The following is a 23,968-nucleotide window of genomic DNA, read 5'->3' as shown; positions in this document are numbered from 1 at the left end:
CCGTCTGTGCGGGTCGTTCAGGCGGCCACGCGCCGCGAGCCGATCGCCCGCCGCAGACCCCGTCGAGCCGGCTCCTCCACGAGGTGGAACACAAGCGCAGCCACGGCGATCACCGCGACGTAGACCAGGACCGGGGTCGCGCCCCGCATGAAGTCCGACGGCGGATGGCTCGACCAGATCCGGCCGATCGCCAGCGTCGCGAGGGCAAGCGTCAAGGTGTGGGTCATGTAGAGCGAGTACGAGACCCGGCCCAGCCAGACGACGGGACGGGTGCTGAAGACGTACCGCAGCGGTCCGGTCGCCCCGGCGCACGAAACCACGACGAGGGCCAGGCAGGGCACCGCGGCGTACGGGAAGAAGCCGACGTGGTGGATGTCCTCGGCCAGGCATGCGATGACGATGAAGACGGCGGCCGCGAAGCCGGCAGCATCCCAGTGCAGACCCTGTCGCCACCGGCCGCTGCGCTGCCACGCGACGCACAGCAGGCACCCGGTCAGGAACTGCATCGCCAGGCGGGTCCAGCCGGCCTGGTAGCTGAAGAACCCGAATCCATGGACATCGAGCTGGTCGAGTCGGAACAGTCCGGCCGCCGTGACGGCGATCGCCAGCAGCCAGGCCACGATGGCCGACCTCAACCTGATGAGCAACAGAGCGAGCAGTGGAAACGCGAGGTAGGCACCCATCTCGAGGCACACCGACCACGAGATCGACGCGATCGACGAGCTCGGCGGGACGTGGTTGAGCAGCAGGACGTTCATCACCACGTTGCGTGCGCTGAGGACTGAGTCGGTCAGAGTCGAGTCGTCACACGTCCGCACCAGGAAGTAGACCGCCCAAGCCACCGACATGACCAAGAACACCGGATAGACCCGTGCGAGTCGCAGACCGAGGAAGCCTGCCGTCCCCCACCACGACCAACGACCCAGCACGTCGAGGTAGTTCAGCGTGATGATGAACCCGCTGAGCACGAAGAACAGGTCGACCCCGAGGTTGCCGCCCAGGGCCAGGCCGCGGAGGTGCTCGGCCGGCGGCCACAGCGTGATCATGAGGTTGAGGGAATGACAGGCCAGCACCCAGATCGCTCCGACCGCCCGCAGGCCGGTCAGCTGCGGAACGTCGGGGACGCGGCTCACCCGGCGCTCGTCACCGGTGCTACCCGGCGTCGACGGGAGATCGCGCGTCGCGCCGGCTCCTCGACCAGGTGGTAGACCGTGGCGCCGAGTGCCACCACGACGGCGATCGCCAGGACGAGGCCTGCGACCCTCACCGGCCACGGTGCTGTCGCGACGTCGCGGCGCTCGACGATCTTGTCGTACGCGTAGGCCACGACATAGTGCGTGAGGTAGACCGAGTACGAGATGCGGCCGCCCCACACGATGGCACGTCCCGACAGCGCGCGGGCGACCCAACCGGTCGCGCCGGCACAACCCACGACGATGAGGCACAGGAACGGCAGGGCGGCCAGAGGCAGGTAGAACGTGGGCCCCGGGTCGCCGGTCATGACGGCCGCGAACATGCCGAGCACCCCGACCGCCGCGACAACGTCCCACGCCTGTGAGCGACCGCGATCGGCCATCAGCACCCAGCCCCGGGCCACCAGGCAGCCCGCCGGGAACGCCCAGCCGGCCCGCATCCACGACAGCTCGTAGAGCGGGTAGCCGAAGTCGTCGGACCAAGTCACCGCGATCAGCATCGACCCGGCGATCGCGATCGCGGCGGCGAGACCGAACGCCATCCATGACGTGGGGATCCGGACCACCGCCAGGACGAGGACCGGAAACAGCGCGTACGCCGCGACCTCACCCGGCAGCGACCACGCCGGCGGGTTGATGACGATGCCGCCGGGCGACGACTGCAGGAACAGGGCATTGCGGATGATGCTGCTGCGCTCGATCACGACCGACGGAATCGGTGGATCGGCCAGCCGTTGGGTCGCGACCGCGAAGGCGATGACCAGCGCCATCGACAGGGCGTAGACGGGATAGATGCGGGCGAAGCGGTGGCGCCAGAAGTCCCGCACGGCCGCCCACGAGAACGTCGCCATCCGCTCGCCGTAGATGTAGGTGATGATGAAGCCGCTGAGGACGAAGAACATGTCGACCGCGAGGCTGCCGGCCAGAGCAGGCCGCGCGAGCTCCACGAGATCCGGGAGCTGCTGGACCGCCGGGATCCAGAAGTGCCCGAGCACCACCCACGCCGCGAAGACCCCTCGGAGCCCGGTCAGCGGGCGGATCTCCGTCATGGCACGCCGGCGCTCTCGACGCTCGCGCGGCGCGGGTTGCTGCGCATCGCGGGAGACTCCACGAGGTAGTAGGTCGCACAGGACAGGGCGGTGGTGAGCGCCCCCACGATCGCGACGCTGACGACCATCCCGGCCGGGGTGTCGTCGCCGGCCCAGTCGTGCCGGGCGACCAGCAGGATCACGGGGTAGTGCCACAGGTAGACGCTGAGCGAGATCTTACCGACGAACCGTAGGGGGCCCCAGTCCGCCAGACGCGCGAAGCCCGACTCCCGGCCGCGCGCCGCGGGCTCGGTGACCACCAGCAGGAAGATGCCCGCCGCGATCGCAAATGCCGTCCCGGCGAACCGCGACCCGGTGGAGGTCAGCGCGAGGGCGACGGCGAACGTGAAGAACCAGGCCGGACACCCGACCAGCCACAGGCGACGTGCCGTCAGACTTTGCAACCCGCCGCGCTCCATCCACACGAAGAGGACGACGGCCACCATGCCGTACGCGAAGTTGTCCGCGAGCACGAACAGGCTGCGTGCCAGCACGGCGATGCCGTTGGAGCCGAAGTCGGCGTCGGCGACCGACATCTCCGGACGGTTCACCTGCAGCGCCGCGGTCACGACCTTACCGACGACACCGAGGACCGCCATCGCGACGGCCGGTAGCAGGGCTCGCGACAGGCGCGGCTCCCCAGCGCGGCCTCCCCGCAGGACCACGACGACGAGCAGCGGCAGCACGACGTAGAAGCACAGCTCGGTCGTCAGCGACCACGACGGCGCGATGCCGGTCTGCAGCGCGTCAGGCGAGAAGTTCTGCACCAGCGTCAGGTGCGCCAGCAGGTCGGGCGGCGCGGTGATGCGGCCGGACCCGTCGTCGGTGCCGGCGCGCGCGACGTCGGTCGAGTTGTCGAGGTAGACCGCGGCGAGGGCGAGGTTGGCCAGCAGGAAGATCACGACGTAGCCCGGATAGACCCGGCGCACCCGCTGCGAGGTGTAGCGCCGCAGGCTGGGTCGCGGCCGGCCAGCGGCGTACGCGCGGACGAACGGCAGGTAGATCAGGAAGCCCGACATCGCGAAGAAGTACACGATGGCCTCGCTCAGGTACGTCAGGTGGAACCGGTCGAGCTGCAGCGGGGCGAAGAAGGCGACCACGTGCACCACGAGGACGCACAGGCAGGCGATGCCGCGTGGGCCGTCGAGACCCACCAGCCGGGTGCGGTCGGTCATGCCGCCTCACGATCCAGCTCGTCGGCCCATCGGTCGTGCGACAGGTAGGCCAGCAGCACCCCGAACGCCATCGTGGCCGGTGGGAGCAGCGCCACGGGGAAGTCCAGCTGCAGAGCCACCAGCGCGACCGCCACGAAGCCCGCCGCGACGACCGCCTGGGGGAACGTGCCGGTCTGCAGGAGGCGCACCGAGCGGAACATCCCCGCGACGAGCAGCGCGACGAAGATGAGGCCGACGATCACGCCCGCCCGGTAGACCGTCAACAGGGGCGCGTTGGCGACGAAGTTGGTCACCTGGCCGACCGTGGGGTCGCGGAACTCCTCGATGCCCCACCCCTTGCCGAACCACCACTGACCACGCATCGCGTCAACGTAGTCGTTGAAGGCGGCCTGCCGAGCCTGCGTGCCGGCGTCGGTCGGGCCGAACGAGTCGAGCAGCCGGAGCCGCACCGCGGGGATCGCCAGGCCGACGACAGCCGAGGCGGCGACGGCGACGATCATCCCGACCCGGGCGCGCATGCCGACGTTGCCGAGCACCACGATGACGACGAACGCGACAGCAGCGGTCGCGATCGACGTACGGCTCAAGGTCAGCAGCACCGCGCCGCCGATGATCGCCGACACCACGACCCGTGGGACGCCACGCAGCAGCGCCACCGCGAGGACCAGCCCGACGACCAGGACGAAGCCCCCCATGTTGGGGTCGACGTAGGTACTGGTGAGCCGCAGCGACGTCTCCTCCGACCCTCGGACGACCCGCAGGTTGCCGCCCCGCACGTCGTAGCCGAAGGCGGTCAGCTGGTCCAGCAGGTAGCCCTGCCGGTCGACCGCGACCAGCAGCATCCCGACGGCGGAGCCGAAGCACGCGCCGGCGACGTACGCGCGCCCGAACGAGACGAGGTCCTTGGCGCCCAAGAGGCGCAGCGGGATGACCAGGGCGAACGCGATGACCCAGCGGCCGTACTCGACGATCGAGACGAGGTCGGGCGACGTCATCAGCACCGAGATGCCCGATACCACGACCGACAGCGCGACCAGCGCCTCGACCCAGCCGAGCCGGACCGCGGGTCGGACGGCCATCATGAGGACCACCCACACCGCCAGGCCGAGGATCAGGATCAGCGGTGCGCCGAGACCCGGGGCTGGGATCAGGGGTGCGCCGGCGAGGACGAACCCCGTGAAGCGGAACACCGACTGCGGGTGGACCGCCACGACCCACAGTCCGAACGCCGCGAGCAGGCCCATCAACGCGTACGTCCCGAGGGCCCATGGGCCGAGCATGACCAGCACCATCAGCACCGTGGCGACAGCGGCTACCGCGGCCCACCCGGCGGTCGTCGAGGTCCTGACGCGGAGATCGGTCATGACTCGATCCAGTCGAGGATCGTGCGCTGCGGGACCTCAGCGGCCCACCGGTCGGCGTTGACGGCGTAGATCCGTGCGCCCTCGGCGGCGGCGGCATCGCGGTCGAGGAGCATCGCCCGCGCCGCGGCGACGAAGTCCTCGCGCTCGTCGTCGGCAGGGATGTCGAACACCGAGGACAACGATCCGACGGCGGCCGATGTCGCCACGACCGGCAGTCCCCGGCTGGCGGCGTCGAGGATCTTGACGCGTACGCCTCCGCCGGTCGTCACGGGTGCCAGCACCGCCCGGCACGACCCGAGGAACGCGTCGAGGTCCGGGACGAAGCCCAGATCTCGCACGCCGTCAGGCAACGGCTGGGTACGCACGCGGTTGCCGACGACGCACAGCTCGGCGTCGTCGATGCCGCGCGAGATGTCGGGCCACCACTGCAACAAGGTCTCGAACGCCTGCTGGTTGGGCGGCCAGGCCCGCTCGCCGACGAACACGAGTCGCCGTCCGCTGGCGGCGACGTCCACGGCGGGCTTGGGCGCGAGGGTGACGTCCAGCCACCGCGCGCGAGGGACGCCATGCGCCCGATAGTAGGCTGCTTCGTCCGCGTCGTACGTGCCCACGCCGTGTGCCGCCCGGGCGACGCGCAGTTCGTCGCGGCGGATGCGGATGCTGTCGACCCGGCCCACCATCCCGCGGGTCTCGGACCACACGAGCGACTCGGAGATCACGGTGTTGACCAGCAGCGGGCGGGCGCCGGACCACCGGGAGCGGAGGAACGGCTCGGCCATGTAGCTGTGGTCGGCGATATAGACGTCGGCCTCGATCGCGTCGAGCGCCGCGACGTAAGCGTCGTCGTCGAACCTGGTGTGCACAAGGCTGCGGCCTCGCCGCAGGCTGCGCAGCGCGATCGACGCCGGGGCGACGGACGGCTTCGGCACCTTCCAGAGGTCACCGTCCTGCCGGGTCGAGGTCACGTCGGGGGACAGGCAGAGGCCGACGGTCTCGTGCGCCGAGCGGCTGATCGCCATCAGCTCGCGCGAGATCGTCAGGTCTCCACCGTGCGTCGTCGCCGGATCCTTGGAGAGCAGGAACGCCACCTTCACGGCAACCTCCCCCCGGCATCGACGGGTCGGTGCACCGCACGTCCGTAGGCATACGTCATGACCACGTCGGACACCACGAACGCCAGGGCCGCGGCAGGTCCGCCGTGCCGGCCGATGGCCAGCAGCAGCGCGAACTTCACAGCGACCGAGATCCACGTGACGACGGTGCGGAACCGGTCGCGCCTCTGCACGGCCAAGACCGTCGTGAAGATGCTGCTGAGCGTGCGCGGAACCGCGACGACGGCGAGGACCGCGAACGTCCAGACCAGCTCGCTGGATGCGTCGGCCATCGCCATCACGACCGCGACGACCGCCACGATCGCTCCGAGTCCCAGCGACAACGTGACCGAGGGGCAGATCGCCGGGCCGGCCGATGCGTGGCCGTGGGCCTCGCGCAACCGGGTGTTGAACGTGTAACTGTAGTTCTGGCCGACTGCGGCCAGCGACCAGATCAGCAGGCTGCCGTACGCGTAGTAGCCGGCTGAGCTGTTGGAGGCCAGGGCCCCGACCACGACGATGTCGGCCTGGGAATACACCGCGCCGCCGATCGCCTCGGCGACGATCGCGGCGGTGCGTGCCGTCAGCTCGGGGCGACGCGGGCCGTGACCCCAGCACGCCCAGCCGGCCCAGGCCAGGAACGGGACGAAGCTCACGAGCGTCCAGGTCGCGATGCCCAGCAGCGTCGGGTGATCCGACTCGAGGAAGTACGCGGCGGTCCCGCCGAAGCCGACCAGCTGCCGGGTCGTGTCGAGACCCATCGCGCGGGCGGGGTGGCCGTCGCGGATGAACTCGCTCTTGGCGGCGTTGAAGGCTATCTCCCCCCCGGCCTTGCCGATCGCGAACCCGCTGAGGAAGTGGTCGCCCTGCAGCAGGACCCCGCCGACGACGAGCAGCGCGACCCCGCCGAGGAAGCGCGTGGACCGGTCGCCGAGGAAGGTCAGCCCGTCGACCCGCAGGATCCGCACGACGTAGTAGTGGTCGAGCGGCACCGTGATCAGCACCGAGATCGCGATGGCGATCGCGTACGCGCCGTAGACCGCGATGCCCATCTCGCGGGTCAGCAGCACGGCCCAGAACAGTCCGATGAAACGGCTGAGATACATCCAGCCCGATGCGAGCACCGTCTCGGCGACCTGTCGCGAGACCCGCCAGATCACCGGGCCCACGCCTGGAGGTAGGGCGCGATCGCGGACTCGATGGTTTGCGTTGCCGCGAAGGCGTCGAGGTCGTCCGTGGCCGCCTGCAGCCTGGCGGGGTCGTCGACGAGGTCGGCCGCAGCGGCGGCCATGGTCGTCCCGTCACCGTCCACCACGATCGTGGCTCCCGCCCGTGCGGCGCTGCTCAGCGGACCGACGCCGGTGCTGAGCGACGGGGTCCGATAGGCGAGGGCGCGCATCAGCACGCTCGAGGCCGGGAACACCTCACCGCCGTAGACGTACCGGCGTTCGTACGGCAGGAGCAGGGCGCGCACCGAGGCGAAGAACTCGTCCTCGGCCGCACCCCGGACCTCGCCGAGGATCTCGACCCCGGGCATGAGCGGCAGGTCGGCCGTGCCGCGGCCGGCGACGCGCAGCGCGACACCGGGATCGAGGGCTCGCCGGATCGCCATGAGCTGGTCGAAGCCCTTGCCGCGGTAGACGTGGCCGAATAGGCCGACCGCTCTCGGCCGCTCATCGGCGGGCGGCAGCACAGGGCGTGCGGGGATCAGCAGATGACTGACGGTCTGGGACGCGCCGACGCCCGCCGCGGCCATCGCCTCGACACCTTCGGCGCTGAGCGCGAACGCCTCCACGTCGCGCATCAGGCGCCGCTCCACGCGCGCGGTGAGCCGGTCGAACGGGAGGTGGGCACCGTGCACGAGATAGCGGCTGCGCGCGAGGCCCTTGGTGAGGTAGGGGTACCACACAGGCCGGGGCGGGTCGTGCAGCGTCGCGGTCCGGACCGACGCCTGCGCCCCGGCCGCTGCCCATAGTCCGGCCAGCGAACCGCCGCTCAGCTCGGCGTGCACGACGACCGTACGGTCCCGGCGCTCTGCCAGTGCTGAGCGCAGAGCCCACCTGGTCCGCAGCACGTCCCCGATGCCGTCCTCACGCGGCGGGCCGTGACGTAGCTCGACGATGTCACCCAGGTGGGGTGTCACGGCGGCCACGAAGTCATCGGCGTGGTCGCCGACGCCCGACGTCCCGCCACGGGGGGCAAGGTAGAGGAGCGTGGTGCTCGCCAGGTCGGGCACGCGGCGACTCAGAAGAAGAGCGGCCGGAAGACCGGACGGTAATCGAGGGTCGAACGACGGATGCCGACCGAGACCGCGGGGACGCCGGCGACGATGTCCATCGCGGGGACGTCCTGGCGGACCAGCGAGCAGGCCGACACCACCGCACCGCGGCCGATCGTAACGCCGCATAGGATCGTCGTGCGCACGGCCAGCCACACGTACTCCTCAACCACGATCGGCTCAAGCACCGCAGGGAAGTCGGGAGCGTGGACGTCATGGAACGCGCCGACGAAGTGGGTGTCGCTAGCAATCACGGTGCTGGACCCGATCGTGAGTCCCCCCCGGGCGTCCAGCACGCAACGGAAGCCGATCGAGACCGCCTCCCCGATCTCGAGCCGGGAGATGCCGAGCACCGTCGTTCCGCGCAGCAAGGAGCAGTCGCGGCCGATCCGCGCACCCCACAGCCGGAGGGCGCCGATGCGCAGGCGATGCGAAGGTATGTAGGTCATCACCGAGTTGTAGACCACCTCGCCGAGATGGGCCCAGATACGCTGCGGTCGTGACACGCGTCAGGCTCCGGCCGGCCGAGCGGCCCGGGCGCGCATCGCGAGGTCGCGGGCGACCACGACGGCGGATCCGATGACGACACCCGCGACTAGGCCGACGACCAGGTTCACGGGCCAATTGGGGCTGCTGGGTGCGGTCGGCACCTCGGCCGCACTGATCACCGTGCCGGTCATCGCCGAGGGTCCATCCTTATCGGGTCGCTCGAGCAAGTTCACCTGATTGATTAGCGAACCGCTGACCGCGTCGGCTGTGGTAGCTGCACGCTTGGCCGACGAGTCACTGATCGTGACCTCGACGAGCGTCGTGGTGAGGCTAGTGCTGACCGTCACCCGGCCGTCGAGCTCCTTGGCATCGATGCCGCCGACCTCGGCCGCAGCCGGTTCGAGAACGCTGGCCGAGCGAGCCAGTGAGTCGAAGCCTTGGACCCTCGCCTGGGTGTAGGTCGCGGCGTACGCGAGGTCCTCACCCTTGGGTCCGCCGGCGGCGGAGAAGTAGATCGTGGTGGTCGCGGAATACTGCGTAGACGCCAGCGCCGACACGACGCCCGCGGCAACGAGCCCGAGGAGCGCGGCACCGAGCATGATTGGCCAGCCGCGAAGCATGGCCCTGACATAGTCGTACGGGTGCACCTGTGACTCCTGTTGCTCACGTCGCTTCGGCGTTCACGGACGACCTCACTCTATGAGGCGCAGCGGCGGCAGGCGAGATAACCCGCTCGTTGTCGGTCTTTCAGCTCCGTTCTCGCGAGACGAAGAGACCAGCCACGGTGCGTGCCTGGTCTCTTCGGTGGTGCTTGTTGCGTGGCAGCGGAGTGAACTCCTCTGTTCTCACGACGCAGAATGACCAGCCGCGTGAGCGACTGGTCACTTCTGGTGCTGCTTGTTGCGTGGCAGCGGAGGTGGCGAGATTTGAACTCGCGAGAGGTTTGAACCTCAACCCGCTTAGCAGGCGGGCGCACTAGGCCACTATGCGACACCTCCCCGCTGCCGATCGAGACCGGCAACCGGAACAGGATACCGACCGGGACTCCCGTCCGACGAATCGGGCATTCCACCTCGCGTGAAGCCTTCGATCTATAGAGTTCTCAGAGCCCGGACAGCCAGTCTCGGCGGCTGCCCGAAAGGCCCTGTCTTGCTCACGCATCCCCTCCGCCGCGTCATCGCGACGTGCGCCTCAGCCCTGCTCGTCCTGGGTCTCGTCGCGGCGACGTCATCGCCGTCGCAGGCTGAAGATCCGTACGTCCAATCGGTGGGCGGGATGGTGGTGGACGCCGAGGGCGTCGGAGTCGCCGGCATCTCGGTCACCGTCTATCGGGCGACCGGCAACACGGATTCGCCATGGGTGCTCGACAGCACGCTGCTCACCCGTGGCGATGGAGGCTGGACAGCCGCCCGCCTGCCGGCCGCCACCTACCGCATCATGTTCAACGAGTTCGACGACGGGACTGCCGCGTGGACGACGTGGCGACCAACGCCTTGGTCCCAGACCGATGACGACGAGCAGATCACCGAGTTCACCGTCGGCCCCGAAGTGTGGGTGGACTACACCCGGACAGTCCTGCACCCGCGAGGTGGCGAGGTGAGGGGGACCATCTCGGCGTCGTACGGCCGAACTCTCTACGGCGCGGACATCGTGTTGTACGACGCCGAGGGCAATGGCGACAAACCCTTGAGCACCACGACCAAGTCGGGTGATGGCGGTAGGTACTCCATCCGCCTGTCGACTCGACCGACAAAGATCTTCATCCGGACCAGCCATCTTGGGTCGCGGCTCGTCTCGCGGTGGGTCGGGGGTTCCACCTTCGAGGATGCCAAGACCTTCACGATGTCTGATGGCGAGGTATCGGAGGGGAACGACGAGGTGATCACCTACCTCGAACCGTCCACGATCTCCGGACGCGTCCTCGATCCTGAGGGCAGGCCGGTCGTCTCTGCTGAGATCGTGGGGTACAAGTCCAAGGACGGGGTCGGCGGACCGTGGGAGTACATGGGCAGCGTCGCCTACACCCGCAGCCCCACCGCGGCCGAGCCAGAACTGGCCGGAACCTTCATGGCGAAGCTGGATCCGGGGCGGTATCGGTTCAAGATCGAGCCGTTCTACGAGTACGGCCACCTCCTGCGGGACGAGTTCTATGGGGATGCAGCAACGATCGACGCAGCAGCGTCCATCGATCACGCCCGGACCGATCAGACACTGCCTGACATCGTTCTCGCCCACTCGGGCGGCTCGGTGTCCGGGAGAGTGGTGGACTCCGCCGGCAAGCCGCTGGCCAACGTCAGGGTCAGCTCCGGCTTGACCCGCTTCGGTCCGTCATGGCCCATGGCCAAGACGGTCACCGACGCTGCTGGTGCATACACGATTCGAGTGAGCAGCGATCCGACCACCCTCAGGTTCGTCACGTCATCGGCCGCTCACTTCGAGGACTTCTCCCTCAGCGAACTGACCGTGCCCGTCGGCGAGACACTGCTCCAGGCGGACGTGCAGATGATCCCGAAGCCCATCGCGAACACCAGCACCCCCAAGATCTACGGCTCGCTTTCTGTTGGCCGCAGCCTGAAGACTGCGGGCGGCGCCTGGGCACCGGCGGCGGTCACCAAGAACTACCGGTGGTACTACCTCAAGGGAGGCCGGATCCGGCCCATCATCGGCGGGACGCGGTCGTACCTGACTCTGCGCAAGACCGACTACGGCAAGCGGTTCCGCGTGAGGGTGACGGCGTCCCACCCAGGACTCAACTCCAAGGTCGTCATCAGCAGGTGGAGCACCGCACTGTTGCGCAACTCGTCGATGTCGCTCTCCGTGTCGTCGCCCAGCCGAGGGAAGATCAAGCTCACGGCGAAGGTCAGCGCGTCAGGTGCCAAGGCGACTGGCAAGGTCCGCTTCTCGTGTGGGACCTCGTCGGCGATCTTCGCTGCGAAGACCGTGACGCTGAGGTCCGAGAAGGCCTCCGCGACGCTCTCGACGTCGTACAGCACACGGATGACGTGTCGGGCCAACTACCACGGCAACTCGACGACCAAGAAGACCAGCAGGTCCAAGGGCGTCACCGTCAAGTAGTCGGGTCGAAGCGCTGGTAGCCGTTGGCGGCGTTGAGCCTCTCGTAGACGTCCCGCATCAGGGCGGGCGCCCGACTGCCGACGTACGCCAGCGGGAACGCGATGACAGCCTCGCCGCCACGGTCGACGTACAGTCGTCCGTCGGCGGTGCTGACGTCCTCGATGTCGAGCCACGCCACACGGATGGGCTTGACCGTGAGCGGGCCGCCGAGGCGCACGCCGCCCGGGTCGGTCCGGGCCACGAGCGGCGGCAGGGCGAAGACCCGCAGGGCATTGAGCAGCAGCACCACGGCGAGCACCCCGAAGACCCAGGCAAGGGCTGCGACGGAGGACAGGAAAAACGCGAGTGCGGCAGCAACACCAGCGGCGACCACGTTGATGCCGACGGCGAGCAGCACGAATCTGCGGTCGAGTCGATAGTTCGTCAAGCAGAGGGGGCGGGATTCGAACCCGCGGCTGACATCGCTGCCAGCGAGCGCTTTCAAGGCGCTTCCGATCGGCCGCTCCGGCACCCCTCCTGGGTGGCAACGCCAAGGGCGCTGCGCCGCGTCGATTATCGCACTACTTCAAGGCGGCGAAGCGAGGAGGTTCGACACGGACGACCGGCGCGATGGCTCGCGCTGCCCGCGAGGACGGTTCCTTGAGGACCTGGCGCCGCAGCACCAGACCCACCGCAAGGCCGAGCACGGCCGAGTAGAGGGTGGAGAGCCCGATGTACTTCGGGTACGCGCCGGGCGACACCAGCGAGGTCGTCAGGACGGCCGTGCCGATCACTGCGAAGACCAGGATCCACCAGCCCTCGCGTCGCTTGGAGCGCAACGCGACGCCGACGATCAACGCGGGGAACCCGATGAGCACCTCGATGGGTCGCGGCACACCGTGGAACGTCTGGCGGGTCCACATCACCAGATCGCTGAACGCCTGGACGAGCGACTGCGACCCATGCGTACGGACGAAGCTGCTGTAGGCGATCACCAGCATCACGAGGGCGGCCACGCCCAGCAGGATGCCCAGGTTCTGCCGGCCGAGACCGTGGAGGCCGGCTCCGAGGTTCCACACGAGGGTGATGGCGAGTCCCAGCGACAGCGTGAGGACGATGAGGTTGAACCGCTGGTAGTTGACAGGGGCGTTCCAGGCCGCGACGGCGAGGGTGCCGCTCAGCGCGACCAGCAGGGCAAGTGCGTACTCGCGCAGCGCGCCGGCCACGGTCGGGACGGGCCTGGTGACCAGGACGGCCCACACCGACGCAAGCACCGCGGTGACCGCGGCCGCCGACGCGAGCAGGAGGTTGGTTTCGACCACGACGGCCGCAACACCGAGGACCGCTGTCATCGGGAGCCACAGCCGCATGTGACCGCCGCCTCGATGGGTCAGACCCACCGCGAAGACGACCATCAGCAGCGCGGCGGCGGGCCGCTCGATCCAGCCTGGGGTGTCGAGCGCGATGATCGACGTCGCGGACCCCGCAGTTCCGGCGAGCCAGGCGACGAACACCAGCACCATGACGAACCGGGCGGCACGAGGCGACTCGAGGCGCGGCTCGCGGGTCGGGAGGTCGTACTCCGGGGGCACGGAGGCGTCGAGGCGACGGCGTCCACCCTTGGGGGCACGGCTCATGAGCTGGTACGGATCCTTCGGTTGGCCAGCGACGGGTTGATCTCCCGCGCACGGGCCACGGCCTCGGGTTCGAGGGTGGCGCGGATGATCTCGGGGGTCGAATCCGCCTCGCCCACGATAGAGCCCCACGGATCGACAACCAAGGAATGACCGGTGTAGCGGTCGCCACCCTGCGCGGCGGCCAGGACGTGCACGGTGTTCTCGATCGCCCGCGCGGCCAGGAGCGTGCGCCAGTGGTCGAGCTTGTGGTCCCCGGCCACCCAGGCTGCCGGGACGACGATCGCCTCCGCACCCGCATCGACGAGGGCGCGGGCGTGCTCGGGGAACCTCAGGTCGTAGCAGGTCATGAGTCCCACCGGCGTGCCCGCGATGTCGAGCACGACCGGCTCGAGGTCGCCCGCGCGGAGCCGGTCGGACTCCTTGTAGCCGAACGAGTCGTAGAGGTGGATCTTCCGGTACGTCTGACGGAGGCTGCCATCGGGCCCGACCACGACGAGGGTGTTGAACGGCAGCCCGTCCGTACGCTCGAACATGCCCGCCACGATCGTCGCGCCGAGCCGCCGGGCCTCCTCGCCGAGCATCGCGACGAACGGGCCGTCCAGCGGCTCGGCCACGGCGGTGAGGTCGTGATCGGCGGGGCCGAAGTCGTGCATCGCCCCCTCAGGCAGCACCACCAGGTCGAGCTCGTCGGCAGCCTCCAGCGCTGCAGTTCGAGACCGGATGTCTTGGCGATTCGCCTCCGAGTCCGTCGCCGAGACGAGCTGGACCAGTGCAACGCGCATAGCCTTCATCCTCTCAGGTGGCACCAGAACCCGGTGCTCGCCGGGGTCAGGACTGCTGGACGGGCACGGCCTCACGGAGGAACTCGACCTGGTCGGCGACCACCTCGTCGAACCACGGCTCGACGTAGAGGTCGAAGTGCCCCGTGCGATAGCGCTTGATCCGACCCTGCCGGGCCTTGCGGACGTGCCAGATCGTCGAGCGGGACGGGGCGACGCTGTCCTTCATCGCGACGCAGAACAGCGCGGGACACTCCAGCGACGCGGCGGCGCGGCCGGGGTAGTAGAACGGGATCCGCAGACCCACGCGAGCCGCCACGCGTTCCGGTGGGCGAGGACCGGGCGGCATCAGTGCGTCGAGCCCGGGCCGCACGTCCGGCGCGGTCATCAGGGCCGCGTCTCCCCGCCCTCCGGCGAGCCCGACCAGCACGGGCGGCTTGCCCCGCAGGCCGCGCAGCGCATCGCGTATGCCCAGGACCGTCAGCTTCACCAGGCTTCGGAGGCCGACCGCCCGCACCGACGCGAACCCGTCGGTGAACGGGCACTGCGAGATGATCGCCGCCACGTCGCCGTCACGGCTCGCCGCCTCGATGACGTGGCCGCCACCGAACGACGTGCCCCACAAGACGATGCGCCGCCGATCGACCTGGGGCAGCGACCGTACGTGATGCAGCGCGGCGGCCCAGTCGTCCAGCTGCCGGTGGATGTCGAGCAGCTCTCGCGGCTCGCCGTCGCTGGCGCCGAAGTGGCGGTAGTCGAACACCAGGACGCGGTAGCCCTCGGCGACGAACCGCTCGGCATACGCGTCGAGGCGCATCTCCTTCACGCCGCCCAGCCCGTGAGCCATGATGACGACGGGTCCCGGGGTCTCGGCGTTCTCAGGCTCGTACCACCAGCCGGCGCACCACACCGGACCAGAAGCGAAGCGCACGTCGACCCGACCCATGCTGGAAATGCTAGGGCGTGGCTGGGTGAACGTGGGGAAGGGCCGCTAGCCTGCGGGCATGCGCGCCGTCATCGCTCCCGAACCCGGAGGCCTCGAAGCCCTCCAGGTCGTCGACCGCCCCCAGCCCGAGCCGGGTCCCGGCGAGGTCCTCATCCGCGTGGCCGGGGCCGGCCTCAACCGCTCCGACCTGCTGCAGCGTCAAGGGCTCTACCCGCCCCCGCCCGGCGTGACCGATGTCCTGGGCCTCGAGTGTTCGGGTGACATCGTCGCGGTCGGTGACGGCGTCACGGACCTGCCGCCGGGCACCCACGTGTGCGCGCTGCTGGCCGGCGGAGGCTATGCCGAGTACGTCGTGGTGCCGGCCGGCCAGGTCGCCACGGTGCCCCTTGGCATCTCGCTGGTCGAAGCCGGCGGCCTGATGGAGGTCGCCGCGACCGTCTGGTCCAACGTCTTCATGATGGGCAAGCTCCAGCACGGCGAGACCCTGCTCGTCCACGGCGGCGGCAGCGGCATCGGCACGATGGCGATCCAGCTGGGCAAGGCGTTCGGGGCTCGCGTCATCACGACGGTCGGCTCGCCCGAGAAGGCCGAGTTCTGCCGCGAGCTGGGCGCCGACGTGGTGATCGACTACCAGCAGCACGACTTCGCCGCCGAGATGAAGTCGATGGACGTGACCGCCGACGTGATCCTCGACATCATCGGCGCGAAGTATCTCGGCGCCAACGTCTCGGTGCTGTCCACCGCAGGTCGCCTCGTCGTGATCGGGATGCAGGGTGGCGTCAAGGCCGAGCTCAACCTCGGGGCGCTGATGTCCAAGCGTGCCGCCGTCATGGCGACGACGCTGCGGGCGCGGCCCTCGGCCGAGAAGGCCGCGATCGTCCGCGCGATGGTCGCGCAGGTGTGGCCCTTGATCACCGACGGCACGGTCCGCCCGATCATTCACGCGACCTACGCCCTCGACGACGTACGACAGGCGCACCAGGTGCTCGAGGAGTCGAGCCACATCGGCAAGGTGCTGCTCACGCCTTGACCGGTCCCCGGCGTCGCGGAGCAGCGGCGGGGCACGCTGGCTAGGCTGGGCAGATGACTGAGCAGCGACCCGAGATCATCGGCCCCGACGGCACCGCCGTCCCCGCGCCGTCCCCGTCCGCCACGTCACTCGGCGATCTCGTCGAGCAGCCCGCCAAGGTCATGCGGATCGGCGGGATGATCCGGCAGCTCCTCGACGAGGTCAAGGCTGCTCCGCTCGACGAGGCCAGCCGCGTACGTCTGCGCGACATCCACCTCCAGTCGATCAAGGAGCTCGAGGACGGGCTGGCCCCCGAGCTGGTCGACGAGCTCGAGCGCCTGAGTCTCCCGTTCGACCAGGAGACCCCCAGCGAGGGCGAGCTCCGCATCGCGCAGGCGCAGCTCGTGGGCTGGCTCGAAGGGCTCTTCCACGGCATCCAGGCCGCGCTCTACGCACAGCAGGTCCAGGCCCAGGCGCAGTTCCAGAACATGCGGCTGGCTCTACCGGGTCCAAACGACACCAAAGGTGAAGATTCGGATACGTCCGCCGAAAACGGTGGTTCAGGGGGCATGTATCTCTAGAATGGTCATGATGTGAGCTGAGCACGGCGCAGGAGTGTCGCCGTCTCGGCTCATTGGGAAGAGGGAGCCCATGACCATCGTTGATGAGACGACGACACCACCGTGCGCGTACGAGCCGGACGTCTACCTTGACGACCTGTTGCACTCGCCGCCGGCACGGACCGACCTCAGCGCTGCCGACTGGGAGCGACTCACCACCAAGCAGGCCGCCGCTCACCGCCAGTGCGCCGGCTGCCCCCTGATGGTGGAGTGCCTCTATCGCGCGGTCGTCGAGATGGACGTCTCGGGATTCGTCGCGTGCACGACCGAGAGCGACCGGCTCGCGATCCGTCGCCGGCTCGGCATCGAGATCCACGAGCCGACGACCGTTGCGTACGGTGCGGCACGCGTCGGTGGCGGGCCCGTGAGCCACGAGGCCGTCATGACGGCGCGCCAGGCGTACCCCAAGGACACGTGCCACCAGCTCGCGGATCGGCTCGGCTGCTCGACCTCGACGATCAAGCGGCACCTGCGCCGTGCTCGCGAGCGAAAGCGTGACGACGCGCTGTCGCCCGCATCGGCCCCGGCGCGGCCCAGCGTGGCCGACGTCCTCGACGTGTTCGACGAGCTGGAGTCCAGCCGGACCGCCTGACAGCCCGCCACGCCCGGTGGTTTGGCAGGATCGTCACATGCGCAGTGAGACGTTTCCCGTACGCGCCGGTGGGCGCTCCGTCGTCCACGACCTGACGTCGGAGTGCGCGGCGTTCGTCCGCGACGAGCAGGACGGGTTGCTGCACGTGTTCGTCCCGCACGCCACGGCGGGAGTGGCCATCATCGAGACCGGCTCCGGCAGCGACGACGACCTGCTGACGGCGCTCGACGACCTGCTGCCGCGAGACGACCGCTGGGTGCACCAGCACGGCACGCCCGGACACGGGCGCGATCACGTCGTGCCGGCCTTCCTCGCGCCATCGATGACCGTGCCGGTCCTGGGCGGGCGGCTCCAGCTCGGCACGTGGCAGTCGGTGTGCCTCGTCGACACCAACGTCGACAACCCCGACCGCGAGGTGCGGCTCAGCTTCCTGCGCGGCTAGAGGTGGCGGAGGAGCTCGGTGGCGAGGCCGTCCTCGTCGATCGTGCCGGTCACGGCGTCCGCCACGGCCTTGACGTCGTCAGGCGCCTGACCCATCGCGACGCCTCGGCCGGCCCACTCGATCATCTCCAGGTCGTTGTTGCCGTCGCCGACGGCCAGCACCTCGGTACGGTCGATGCCGAGCTTGCCGCAGAGGAGCTCCAGCCCGGACGCCTTGGACACCCCCTCGGGTGCGAGGTCGAGCCACGCCGAGTAGCCGATGTAGTAGTTGGTGCCGGTCAGGCCGAGGTCCCTGACGATCGCGGTGAACTCGTCGCGGCTGTGCTCGGCCGACCGGATCACGACGCGGGCCACGGGCTCGGCGATCAGCGACTCGACGTCCTCGACCACGAACTGGCCGGAGATCTCGTTGTCGGGGAACGGCTTGTTGAGCCGGAAGCCCACCCCGACCTCCTCGACCGCGACGAGCGCCTCCGGCATGTGCTCGAGCACCCGGCGCACCGCCTCGCTGGCATCGAACGTCACGACGTCGATCAGCTCGACCTCGGGGTCGTAGCGGAACGTGACGGCGCCGTTGCTCGCGACCCCGTAGCCCTCGGTGAACCGCAGGTTGTCGACCGCGTCCATGACCCCGGGCACCCCTCGACCGGTAGCGATGACGGTCTCGATGCCGGCGTCGCGCACGGCGTGGACCGCCGAGCGTACGGCGTCGGTCATGACGTTGTCGCCGTCGACGATCGTGCCGTCGACGTCGAGCGCGACGAGCCGAGGACGCCAGGTCACTGCAGAGGCCTCAGGACCTCGCCGAGCAGCGGGTGCAGCGCCGCGGGAAGTCGTACGGATCCGTCCTCCTGCTGACCGTTCTCGAGCAGCGCGATGATCGTGCGCGTCATGGCGCAGAGCGTGCCGTTGAGGGTCGCCGCCGGCACGGTGCGCTCCTCGCCGCGGACCCGGATGTCGAGGCGTCGCGCCTGGAACTCGGTGCAGTTGGACGCCGACGAGACCTCGCGGTACTTGCCCTGCGTCGGGATCCACGCCTCGCAGTCGAACTTGCGGATCGCCGAGAGCCCGAGGTCGCCGGACGCCACGTCGATGACGCGGTAGGGCAGCTCGAGCGCGTCGAGCCAGGCGCGCTCCCACCCGAGGATGCGCTCGTGCTCGGCGTAGGACTCCTCGAGCGTCGTGTAGACGAACATCTCGACCTTGTCGAACCAATGCACGCGGAAGATGCCGCGCGTGTCCTTGCCGTACGAGCCGGCCTCGCGCCGGTAGCAGGGGCTGAACGCGGCATAGCGTCGCGGCAGCGAGCCGGCCTCGAGGATCTCGTCGGAGTGGTAGGCCGCCATCGGCACCTCGGACGTGCCGACGAGGTAGAGGCCATCCTTCTCGAGGTGGTAGACGTCGTCGGCCGCCTGGCCGAGGAACCCGGTGCCCTCCATCGCGCGCTCGTTGACCAGCGCCGGCGGGATCATCGGGGTGAAGCCCCACTCGGCGGCCTTGCTCATCGCGAGCTGCGTCAGAGCGAGCTCGAGCTGGGCACCGACGCCGGTGAGGAAGTAGAACCGGGAGCCGCTGACCTTGGCGCCGCGCTCGGTGTCGATGGCGCCCAGCAGCTGGCCCAGCTCGAGGTGGTCGCGTGGCTCGAAGCCCTCGGCGGCGAAGTCGCGAGGCGTGCCGACGGTGTCGAGCACGACGAAGTCGTCCTCGCCGCCCTCGGGCGCATCCGGCGAGGCGAGGTTGGGCAGGGCCTTGATGAGCCGGTCGTACGTCTCGGCCGCCTCGACCTGCGCGGCCTCGGCGTCCTTGACCTGCTGGCTCAGCTCCTTGGCCCGGGCCAGGAGCTCCTGCTTCTCGTCGCCCTGCGCCTTGGGGATGAGCTTGCCGAGGCCCTTCTGCTCGCCCCGCACGGCCTCGAACGCCGAGATCGTCGACCGGCGCCGCTCGTCGGCATTGATCAGCTCGTCGACCAGGTCGGTGGACTCGCCTCGACGCCTTTGGGCAGCGCGTACGGCGTCGGGGTCTTCTCGCAGGATTCGGGCGTCGATCACTGCCTCAGCCTATCGCCCGGCTGCCGACCCCCAAGCAGTCCATTAGGCTGGGTCGACCCCTGAGGAGGAAGCTTGTCGTTCGATCTGCGCCGTGCCGCGCCTGCGCGCCGGTCCATCCTCCTGTGGGCGCTCGCCGTGCCGACGACGCTGTTCTTGATCCTGGCGATCTGCATCGGCGCGGGAACCGACGCGATCCTCGACCTCGACCGTGACGTCGCCCAGGAGGCGTACGACTTCAGCTCCGGCAACAACGGTTTCGTCGACGTGCTCGACGTAGTCGCGTTGGTCTTCAGCAACGCCGGTGCCGGAATCGTGCTGGCCCTCCTCGCGGCGTACTCCCTCTGGCGGCACGAGCGCCGGGTGGCGATCTGGATCGTCCTGAGCGGTGTCGTCGCGATCGGCGGCAATGCGCTCATCAAGCTCGCGTACGAGCGGGAGCGCCCGGTCTTCGAGAAGCCGCTGCACGAGATCGGCGGCTACTCCTTCCCGAGCGGGCACTCGTCAGGGTCGGGGATGCTGTTCACGGTCGCGATCCTCCTGACGATCGTGCTGACCGGACGCGGCTGGAAGCGCCGGATCATCATCACGCTCCTGGCGCTCATGGGCCTGGCGGTCGGTGCCGACCGCATCTTCCTCGGCGTGCACTACCTCAGCGACGTCGTCGCCGGCCTCAGCTTCGGCACGGCAGTCGCCCTCGGCCTGTGGATCCTCCTCGTCGCCGACGCGACCCGTGTGCCCCACGAGCTGGCGGCCATCACCGGCAGCGGGCGCAAGCGGGCTGCCGTTGTGCTCAACCCCTCCAAGATCGCCGACGTCGAGGCGTTCAAGGAGCGCGTCCGCCTCGTCGCCCAGCGCGACGGGTGGAACGAGCCGATGTGGTTCGAGACCACGGTCGAGGATCCCGGCCACGGGCAGGCCAGTGCGGCGCTGCGGGCCGACGTCGACCTCATCGTCGCGGCCGGCGGCGACGGCACCGTGCGAGCGGTCTGCGAGGAGGTCGCCCGCACCGGCGTCGCGGTCGGCATCCTGCCCCATGGCACCGGCAACCTCCTGGCCCGCAACCTGTCGATCCCGCTCAACACCCGTGACGCCCTCGATGTCGTGTTCGGCGGTCAGGACCGCGCGATCGACCTCTCCACGCTCACGACCGACTCCGGCACCAACACGACGTTCCTCGTCATGGCCGGCCTCGGCATGGACGCGGCGATCATGACCGGCGTCAACGACCAGCTCAAGAGCAAGGTCGGCTGGCTCGCCTACTTCGTCAGCGGCGTCAAGGCCGCCCGCTTCCCGGCCATGAAGGTGCAGATCGCCGTGGACGACGGCGAGTTCAAGAAGTTCCGTGCCCGTACGGTCGTCGTCGGCAACGTCGGCTTCCTCCAGGGCGGCATCCCGTTGCTGCCCGACGCGCAGATCGACGACGGCAGGCTCGACGTCGTGGTGCTGGCGCCCAAGCGATTCATCGGCTGGCTCGCGATCATCGTGCGGGTCGTCGGGCGCCAGAAGCGTACGAACGAGCGGCTCGACCGCCTCACCGGCCACAAGGTCCACATCAAGGCCGAGAAGAAGATGCCGATGCAGCTCGACGGCGACCCGGTCGGCGAGGGCCAGGAGATCACCGCCGAGGTCCAGCCCGGCGTGCTGCTCGTCCGTGTGCCCCTGGCCCCGGCGCCGGCCACCGCGATCTGACTCAGAGCTCCGTCACAGCGACTCGAGGATCTCGTCGAGGCGCTCGTAGCCGTCGAGGACGCCCTGCTCCATGTTGGCGGCCATGCCGTCGCGGTCCTCGGTCGTGGTGAAGACCGAGACGCCGACCGAGCGGGTACGACCGTCACCGAGGTCCTCGAGCCGCAGCGTCTCGAACGAGACGTGGCCGGGCATGCCGAGCCACTCGAACGTCCGCATCGACAGCTCGGGGGTCTGCTCCCCGTGGAAGACGCCCCTGAAGGCGTACTCGTTGCCGTCGGGATCGCGCTGGACGAGCTTCCACGTCCCGCCGTGGTGCGCGTCGTTCACGATCTCGACGTTGGTCAGGTACTTCGGCCCCATCCAACGCGCGATGAGCTCGGGCTCGGTCATCGCCCGGAAGACCTTGTCGACCGGAGCATCGAAGTCGCGGCTGATCGTGATGGCGTGGGTGCCGGGGGTCTCGATCGTCGTTTCCTTGGTGGCGTTCATGATGCTTCTCCTCTGGGTGTGTGGTCAGTCCAGCGAGTCGAGCAGCTCGTCGAGTCGCGCATAGCTCTCGGTCCAGTACTCCCGGTAGTCGGCCAACCATCCGGTGGCCTGCTTGAGGGGCCCTGCCTCGAGATGGCTGAGGCGCATGGTCCCCTGCCGGTTGCGCGAGATCAGTCCGGCCTGCTCGAGCACCTTGAGGTGCTTGGAGATGGCCGGCTGTGACATCGTGAACAGTGCCGTGAGGTCGCCGACGTTGGCGTCCTCCCGCGCGAGCCGGGCCAGGATGGCGCGGCGCGTGCGGTCGGCCAACGCACCGAACACGAGGTCGAGCTGCTCGTCACTCATTCGATAACCATTCCTTTATGTAACTTGATGGTTATAGATAACCACGTGGCGATGGAAGCGTCAAGCCCTCGCACGAAGGAGCGGTGACCTGGCCGCGTCAGGCGGAGGTGGCGTAGCCGTCGATCTCCGCGAGGATGCTCGCCTTGGTGGAGTCGTCGGCGAACGATGCCCGCACCGACGCACGGGCGAGGTCCGCGATGCCCTGGTCGTCGAGACCCAGGAGCTGGGCCGCGACCTCGTACTCATGGTTGAGGGTCGTGGAGAACATCGGCGGGTCGTCGGAGTTGATCGTGACCGGTACGCCCGCGGCGACGAGGGTCGGCAGCGGGTGCTCCTCGAGCGACGGCACGGAGCGCGTGCGGACGTTCGACGTCGGGCACACCTCGAGCGTGATGCCGTGATCGGCGAGGTGGGTCATGAGCGCCGGGTCCTGGGCGGCGGCGATGCCGTGGCCGATGCGCTCGGCGCCGAGATGGTTGATCGCGTCCCAGATCGTCTCGGGTCCGGTCGACTCACCGGCGTGCGGGACGCTGTGCAGGCCGGCCGCGATCGCCTGCTGGAAGTGGGGGGCGAACTGCGGCCGCGGGACACCGATCTCCGGGCCGCCGAGACCGAAGCTCACGAGCCCGGCGGGCTGCAGCCGCAGCGCCGTGTCGAGCGTGATGTCGGCTGACGGCACGCCGGACTCCCCGGGGATGTCGAAGCACCACCGCATCGTCAGCCCGAAGTCCGCCTCGGCCCGACGACGCGCGTCCTCGAGCGCCTCGCAGTAGGCCTCGGCACTGATGCCGACAGCGATCGAGGTGTACGGCGTGCAGGTCAGCTCGACATACCTGACGTTCTGCTCAGACAGGTCACGGGCGACGTCATAGGTCAGGGTCCAGAGATCTTCGGGCGTGCGCAGCAGGTCGACGACCGAGAGGTAGACCTCGACGAAGTGCGCGAAGTCGGTGAACGTGAAGAACTCGCCGAGCGCCTCAGGATCGGTCGGCACCGTGGTGCTCCCGGCGTGGCGCTCGGCCAGCTCGGCGACCGTGCGCATCGAGGCCGAACCGACGTGGTGGACGTGAAGCTCTGCCTTGGGCAGACCGGAGACGAACGACATGCGGTCGACCCTACCGATCGGCGACCGCGACGTGCCTCAGGAGTCGGAGGCGCGCTGCCGCTCGACGACGCTGCCGCGCTGCTCGAACTCGATGTCGACCGTGACCAGGACCTCGTCGTTGATCGAGAACTCGACCCGGTTCTCCTCAGCCGTCAGGTTGCCGGCGGTGCCCTCGTCGAGCCAGGTGATCGAGCCGATGACGCTGACCAGCGCGACCTTGGCGCCGTTGTCGGTCTGGCCGCGGAACACGACCGGGCCCGGCCCGGCGTCGCGGATCACCAGGGCCGTACGGCTGACGGCCGGGTTGTCGACCGCCACGGTCAGGTCCTCGGCGCCGCCAGTGCGTCCGAAGGTCCATTTCGCGTCGCCGTCGAGCGTGACCTCACCGGTCTCGCCCTCCGCGGTCTTCCACATGACGGTGATCACTGCACTGCCTCTCGATACGTCTCGACTCCGTTTTCAGAGTAGGTCTTTCCCGTGCTTGAGACGTTCGAACGACCGATTTATGACTCGAAAGGACCAGACACCGACGGCGT

General features: G+C 69.2%; 25 protein-coding genes and 2 tRNA genes. 6 read left to right on the top strand and 21 right to left on the bottom strand.

What is annotated here, in order from left to right; all coding sequences use genetic code 11:
• Nucleotides 1-17: 17 nt before the first annotated feature.
• From AB0N22_RS13040 to AB0N22_RS12995, 10 genes are all read right to left on the bottom strand, one after another.
• A complete protein-coding gene (locus AB0N22_RS13040) occupies nt 18-1,133 on the bottom strand; it encodes an acyltransferase (protein WP_364640727.1) in 1,116 nt (371 codons plus the stop codon).
• Nucleotides 1,130-2,242 carry an acyltransferase gene (locus AB0N22_RS13035; protein WP_364640725.1) on the bottom strand — a complete coding sequence of 371 codons (1,113 nt, stop codon included), beginning with the start codon at nt 2,240-2,242 and terminating at the stop codon, nt 1,130-1,132. Before AB0N22_RS13035 ends, AB0N22_RS13040 begins: the two co-directional genes overlap by 4 nt.
• Complete coding sequence (locus AB0N22_RS13030; RefSeq protein WP_364640722.1) at nt 2,239-3,456, bottom strand: acyltransferase; 1,218 nt, start codon at nt 3,454-3,456, stop codon at nt 2,239-2,241. The genes AB0N22_RS13035 and AB0N22_RS13030 overlap by 4 nt, the downstream gene beginning before the upstream one ends.
• Nucleotides 3,453-4,820 carry a hypothetical protein gene (locus tag AB0N22_RS13025; protein WP_364640719.1) on the bottom strand — a complete coding sequence of 456 codons (1,368 nt, stop codon included), beginning with the start codon at nt 4,818-4,820 and terminating at the stop codon, nt 3,453-3,455. The genes AB0N22_RS13030 and AB0N22_RS13025 overlap by 4 nt, the downstream gene beginning before the upstream one ends.
• Nucleotides 4,817-5,914, bottom strand: a complete 1,098-nt coding sequence (locus AB0N22_RS13020) for a glycosyltransferase (protein ID WP_364640716.1) — start codon at nt 5,912-5,914, stop codon at nt 4,817-4,819. Before AB0N22_RS13020 ends, AB0N22_RS13025 begins: the two co-directional genes overlap by 4 nt.
• Nucleotides 5,911-7,071, bottom strand: a complete 1,161-nt coding sequence (locus tag AB0N22_RS13015) for a hypothetical protein (protein WP_364640713.1) — start codon at nt 7,069-7,071, stop codon at nt 5,911-5,913. Before AB0N22_RS13015 ends, AB0N22_RS13020 begins: the two co-directional genes overlap by 4 nt.
• Nucleotides 7,068-8,147: a hypothetical protein gene (locus AB0N22_RS13010; protein WP_364640710.1), complete on the bottom strand. Its 1,080-nt coding sequence runs from the start codon at nt 8,145-8,147 to the stop codon at nt 7,068-7,070. Before AB0N22_RS13010 ends, AB0N22_RS13015 begins: the two co-directional genes overlap by 4 nt.
• Nucleotides 8,148-8,155: 8 nt before the next feature.
• Entirely contained in the window at nt 8,156-8,695 is a 540-nt protein-coding gene (locus tag AB0N22_RS13005; protein ID WP_364640707.1) for an acyltransferase, read from the bottom strand.
• 3 nt (nt 8,696-8,698) lie between these two features.
• Nucleotides 8,699-9,325 (bottom strand): hypothetical protein, encoded by a 627-nt coding sequence (locus AB0N22_RS13000; RefSeq protein ID WP_364640705.1) that lies wholly within the window; start codon nt 9,323-9,325, stop codon nt 8,699-8,701.
• A 264-nt stretch (nt 9,326-9,589) separates the two neighbouring features.
• A tRNA-Ser gene (locus AB0N22_RS12995) sits at nt 9,590-9,676 on the bottom strand.
• Nucleotides 9,677-9,827: 151 nt separating this feature from the next.
• Between AB0N22_RS12995 and AB0N22_RS12990 the strand changes: the two genes are divergently transcribed.
• On the top strand, nt 9,828-11,753 hold the full coding sequence (locus AB0N22_RS12990) for a carboxypeptidase-like regulatory domain-containing protein (RefSeq protein ID WP_364640702.1): 1,926 nt from the start codon (nt 9,828-9,830) through the stop codon (nt 11,751-11,753).
• Here the strand turns inward: AB0N22_RS12990 and AB0N22_RS12985 are convergent.
• The 5 genes from AB0N22_RS12985 to AB0N22_RS12965 form a co-directional block, all read right to left on the bottom strand.
• Entirely contained in the window at nt 11,746-12,180 is a 435-nt protein-coding gene (locus AB0N22_RS12985) for a hypothetical protein (RefSeq protein ID WP_364640698.1), read from the bottom strand. The two genes, AB0N22_RS12990 and AB0N22_RS12985, sit on opposite strands and share 8 nt — an antisense overlap.
• 1 nt (nt 12,181) lies before the next feature.
• Nucleotides 12,182-12,270 (bottom strand) — tRNA-Ser (locus AB0N22_RS12980).
• A gap of 43 nt (nt 12,271-12,313) precedes the next feature.
• Nucleotides 12,314-13,369, bottom strand: a complete 1,056-nt coding sequence (locus AB0N22_RS12975) for a hypothetical protein (protein WP_364640695.1) — start codon at nt 13,367-13,369, stop codon at nt 12,314-12,316.
• On the bottom strand, nt 13,366-14,151 hold the full coding sequence (locus AB0N22_RS12970; RefSeq protein WP_364640692.1) for a carbon-nitrogen hydrolase family protein: 786 nt from the start codon (nt 14,149-14,151) through the stop codon (nt 13,366-13,368). The genes AB0N22_RS12975 and AB0N22_RS12970 overlap by 4 nt, the downstream gene beginning before the upstream one ends.
• Nucleotides 14,152-14,197: 46 nt before the next feature.
• Nucleotides 14,198-15,094, bottom strand: a complete 897-nt coding sequence (locus AB0N22_RS12965; protein ID WP_364640689.1) for an alpha/beta fold hydrolase — start codon at nt 15,092-15,094, stop codon at nt 14,198-14,200.
• Between the two features lie 58 nt (nt 15,095-15,152).
• Here AB0N22_RS12965 and AB0N22_RS12960 point away from each other — a divergent pair, with 58 nt between their 5' ends.
• From AB0N22_RS12960 to AB0N22_RS12945, 4 genes are all read left to right on the top strand, one after another.
• Nucleotides 15,153-16,124: an NAD(P)H-quinone oxidoreductase gene (locus AB0N22_RS12960; RefSeq protein ID WP_364640686.1), complete on the top strand. Its 972-nt coding sequence runs from the start codon at nt 15,153-15,155 to the stop codon at nt 16,122-16,124.
• A 53-nt stretch (nt 16,125-16,177) separates the two neighbouring features.
• Nucleotides 16,178-16,684 (top strand): bacterial proteasome activator family protein, encoded by a 507-nt coding sequence (locus tag AB0N22_RS12955; protein WP_364640683.1) that lies wholly within the window; start codon nt 16,178-16,180, stop codon nt 16,682-16,684.
• Between the two features lie 70 nt (nt 16,685-16,754).
• Nucleotides 16,755-17,315: a WhiB family transcriptional regulator gene (locus AB0N22_RS12950; RefSeq protein WP_364640680.1), complete on the top strand. Its 561-nt coding sequence runs from the start codon at nt 16,755-16,757 to the stop codon at nt 17,313-17,315.
• A 37-nt stretch (nt 17,316-17,352) separates the two neighbouring features.
• Complete coding sequence (locus tag AB0N22_RS12945) at nt 17,353-17,757, top strand: secondary thiamine-phosphate synthase enzyme YjbQ (RefSeq protein WP_364640677.1); 405 nt, start codon at nt 17,353-17,355, stop codon at nt 17,755-17,757.
• Here the strand turns inward: AB0N22_RS12945 and AB0N22_RS12940 are convergent.
• Complete coding sequence (locus AB0N22_RS12940; protein ID WP_364640674.1) at nt 17,754-18,539, bottom strand: HAD family hydrolase; 786 nt, start codon at nt 18,537-18,539, stop codon at nt 17,754-17,756. The genes AB0N22_RS12945 and AB0N22_RS12940 overlap by 4 nt on opposite strands.
• On the bottom strand, nt 18,536-19,804 hold the full coding sequence (gene serS, locus AB0N22_RS12935; RefSeq protein WP_364640672.1) for a serine--tRNA ligase: 1,269 nt from the start codon (nt 19,802-19,804) through the stop codon (nt 18,536-18,538). The genes AB0N22_RS12940 and serS overlap by 4 nt, the downstream gene beginning before the upstream one ends.
• A gap of 72 nt (nt 19,805-19,876) precedes the next feature.
• Here serS and AB0N22_RS12930 point away from each other — a divergent pair, with 72 nt between their 5' ends.
• On the top strand, nt 19,877-21,493 hold the full coding sequence (locus AB0N22_RS12930) for a YegS/Rv2252/BmrU family lipid kinase (protein ID WP_364640669.1): 1,617 nt from the start codon (nt 19,877-19,879) through the stop codon (nt 21,491-21,493).
• A gap of 12 nt (nt 21,494-21,505) precedes the next feature.
• Here the strand turns inward: AB0N22_RS12930 and AB0N22_RS12925 are convergent, their stop codons facing one another.
• From AB0N22_RS12925 to AB0N22_RS12910, 4 genes are all read right to left on the bottom strand, one after another.
• Nucleotides 21,506-21,982 carry an SRPBCC domain-containing protein gene (locus AB0N22_RS12925; RefSeq protein WP_364640666.1) on the bottom strand — a complete coding sequence of 159 codons (477 nt, stop codon included), beginning with the start codon at nt 21,980-21,982 and terminating at the stop codon, nt 21,506-21,508.
• 24 nt (nt 21,983-22,006) lie between these two features.
• On the bottom strand, nt 22,007-22,327 hold the full coding sequence (locus tag AB0N22_RS12920) for a metalloregulator ArsR/SmtB family transcription factor (RefSeq protein WP_364640663.1): 321 nt from the start codon (nt 22,325-22,327) through the stop codon (nt 22,007-22,009).
• Between the two features lie 97 nt (nt 22,328-22,424).
• A complete protein-coding gene (locus AB0N22_RS12915) occupies nt 22,425-23,432 on the bottom strand; it encodes an adenosine deaminase (protein ID WP_364640660.1) in 1,008 nt (335 codons plus the stop codon).
• Between the two features lie 36 nt (nt 23,433-23,468).
• Nucleotides 23,469-23,858, bottom strand: coding sequence for a hypothetical protein (locus tag AB0N22_RS12910; RefSeq protein WP_364640657.1), 390 nt, complete (start codon nt 23,856-23,858; stop codon nt 23,469-23,471).
• Between the last annotated feature and the right edge of the window lie 110 nt (nt 23,859-23,968).

Source organism: Aeromicrobium sp. NPDC092404 (genome assembly GCF_040684095.1).
Classification (GTDB): Bacteria; Actinomycetota; Actinomycetes; order Propionibacteriales; family Nocardioidaceae; genus Aeromicrobium.
Note: the sequence above shows the minus strand (reverse complement) of the source record. Positions and strands in the feature narration are given on the sequence as shown.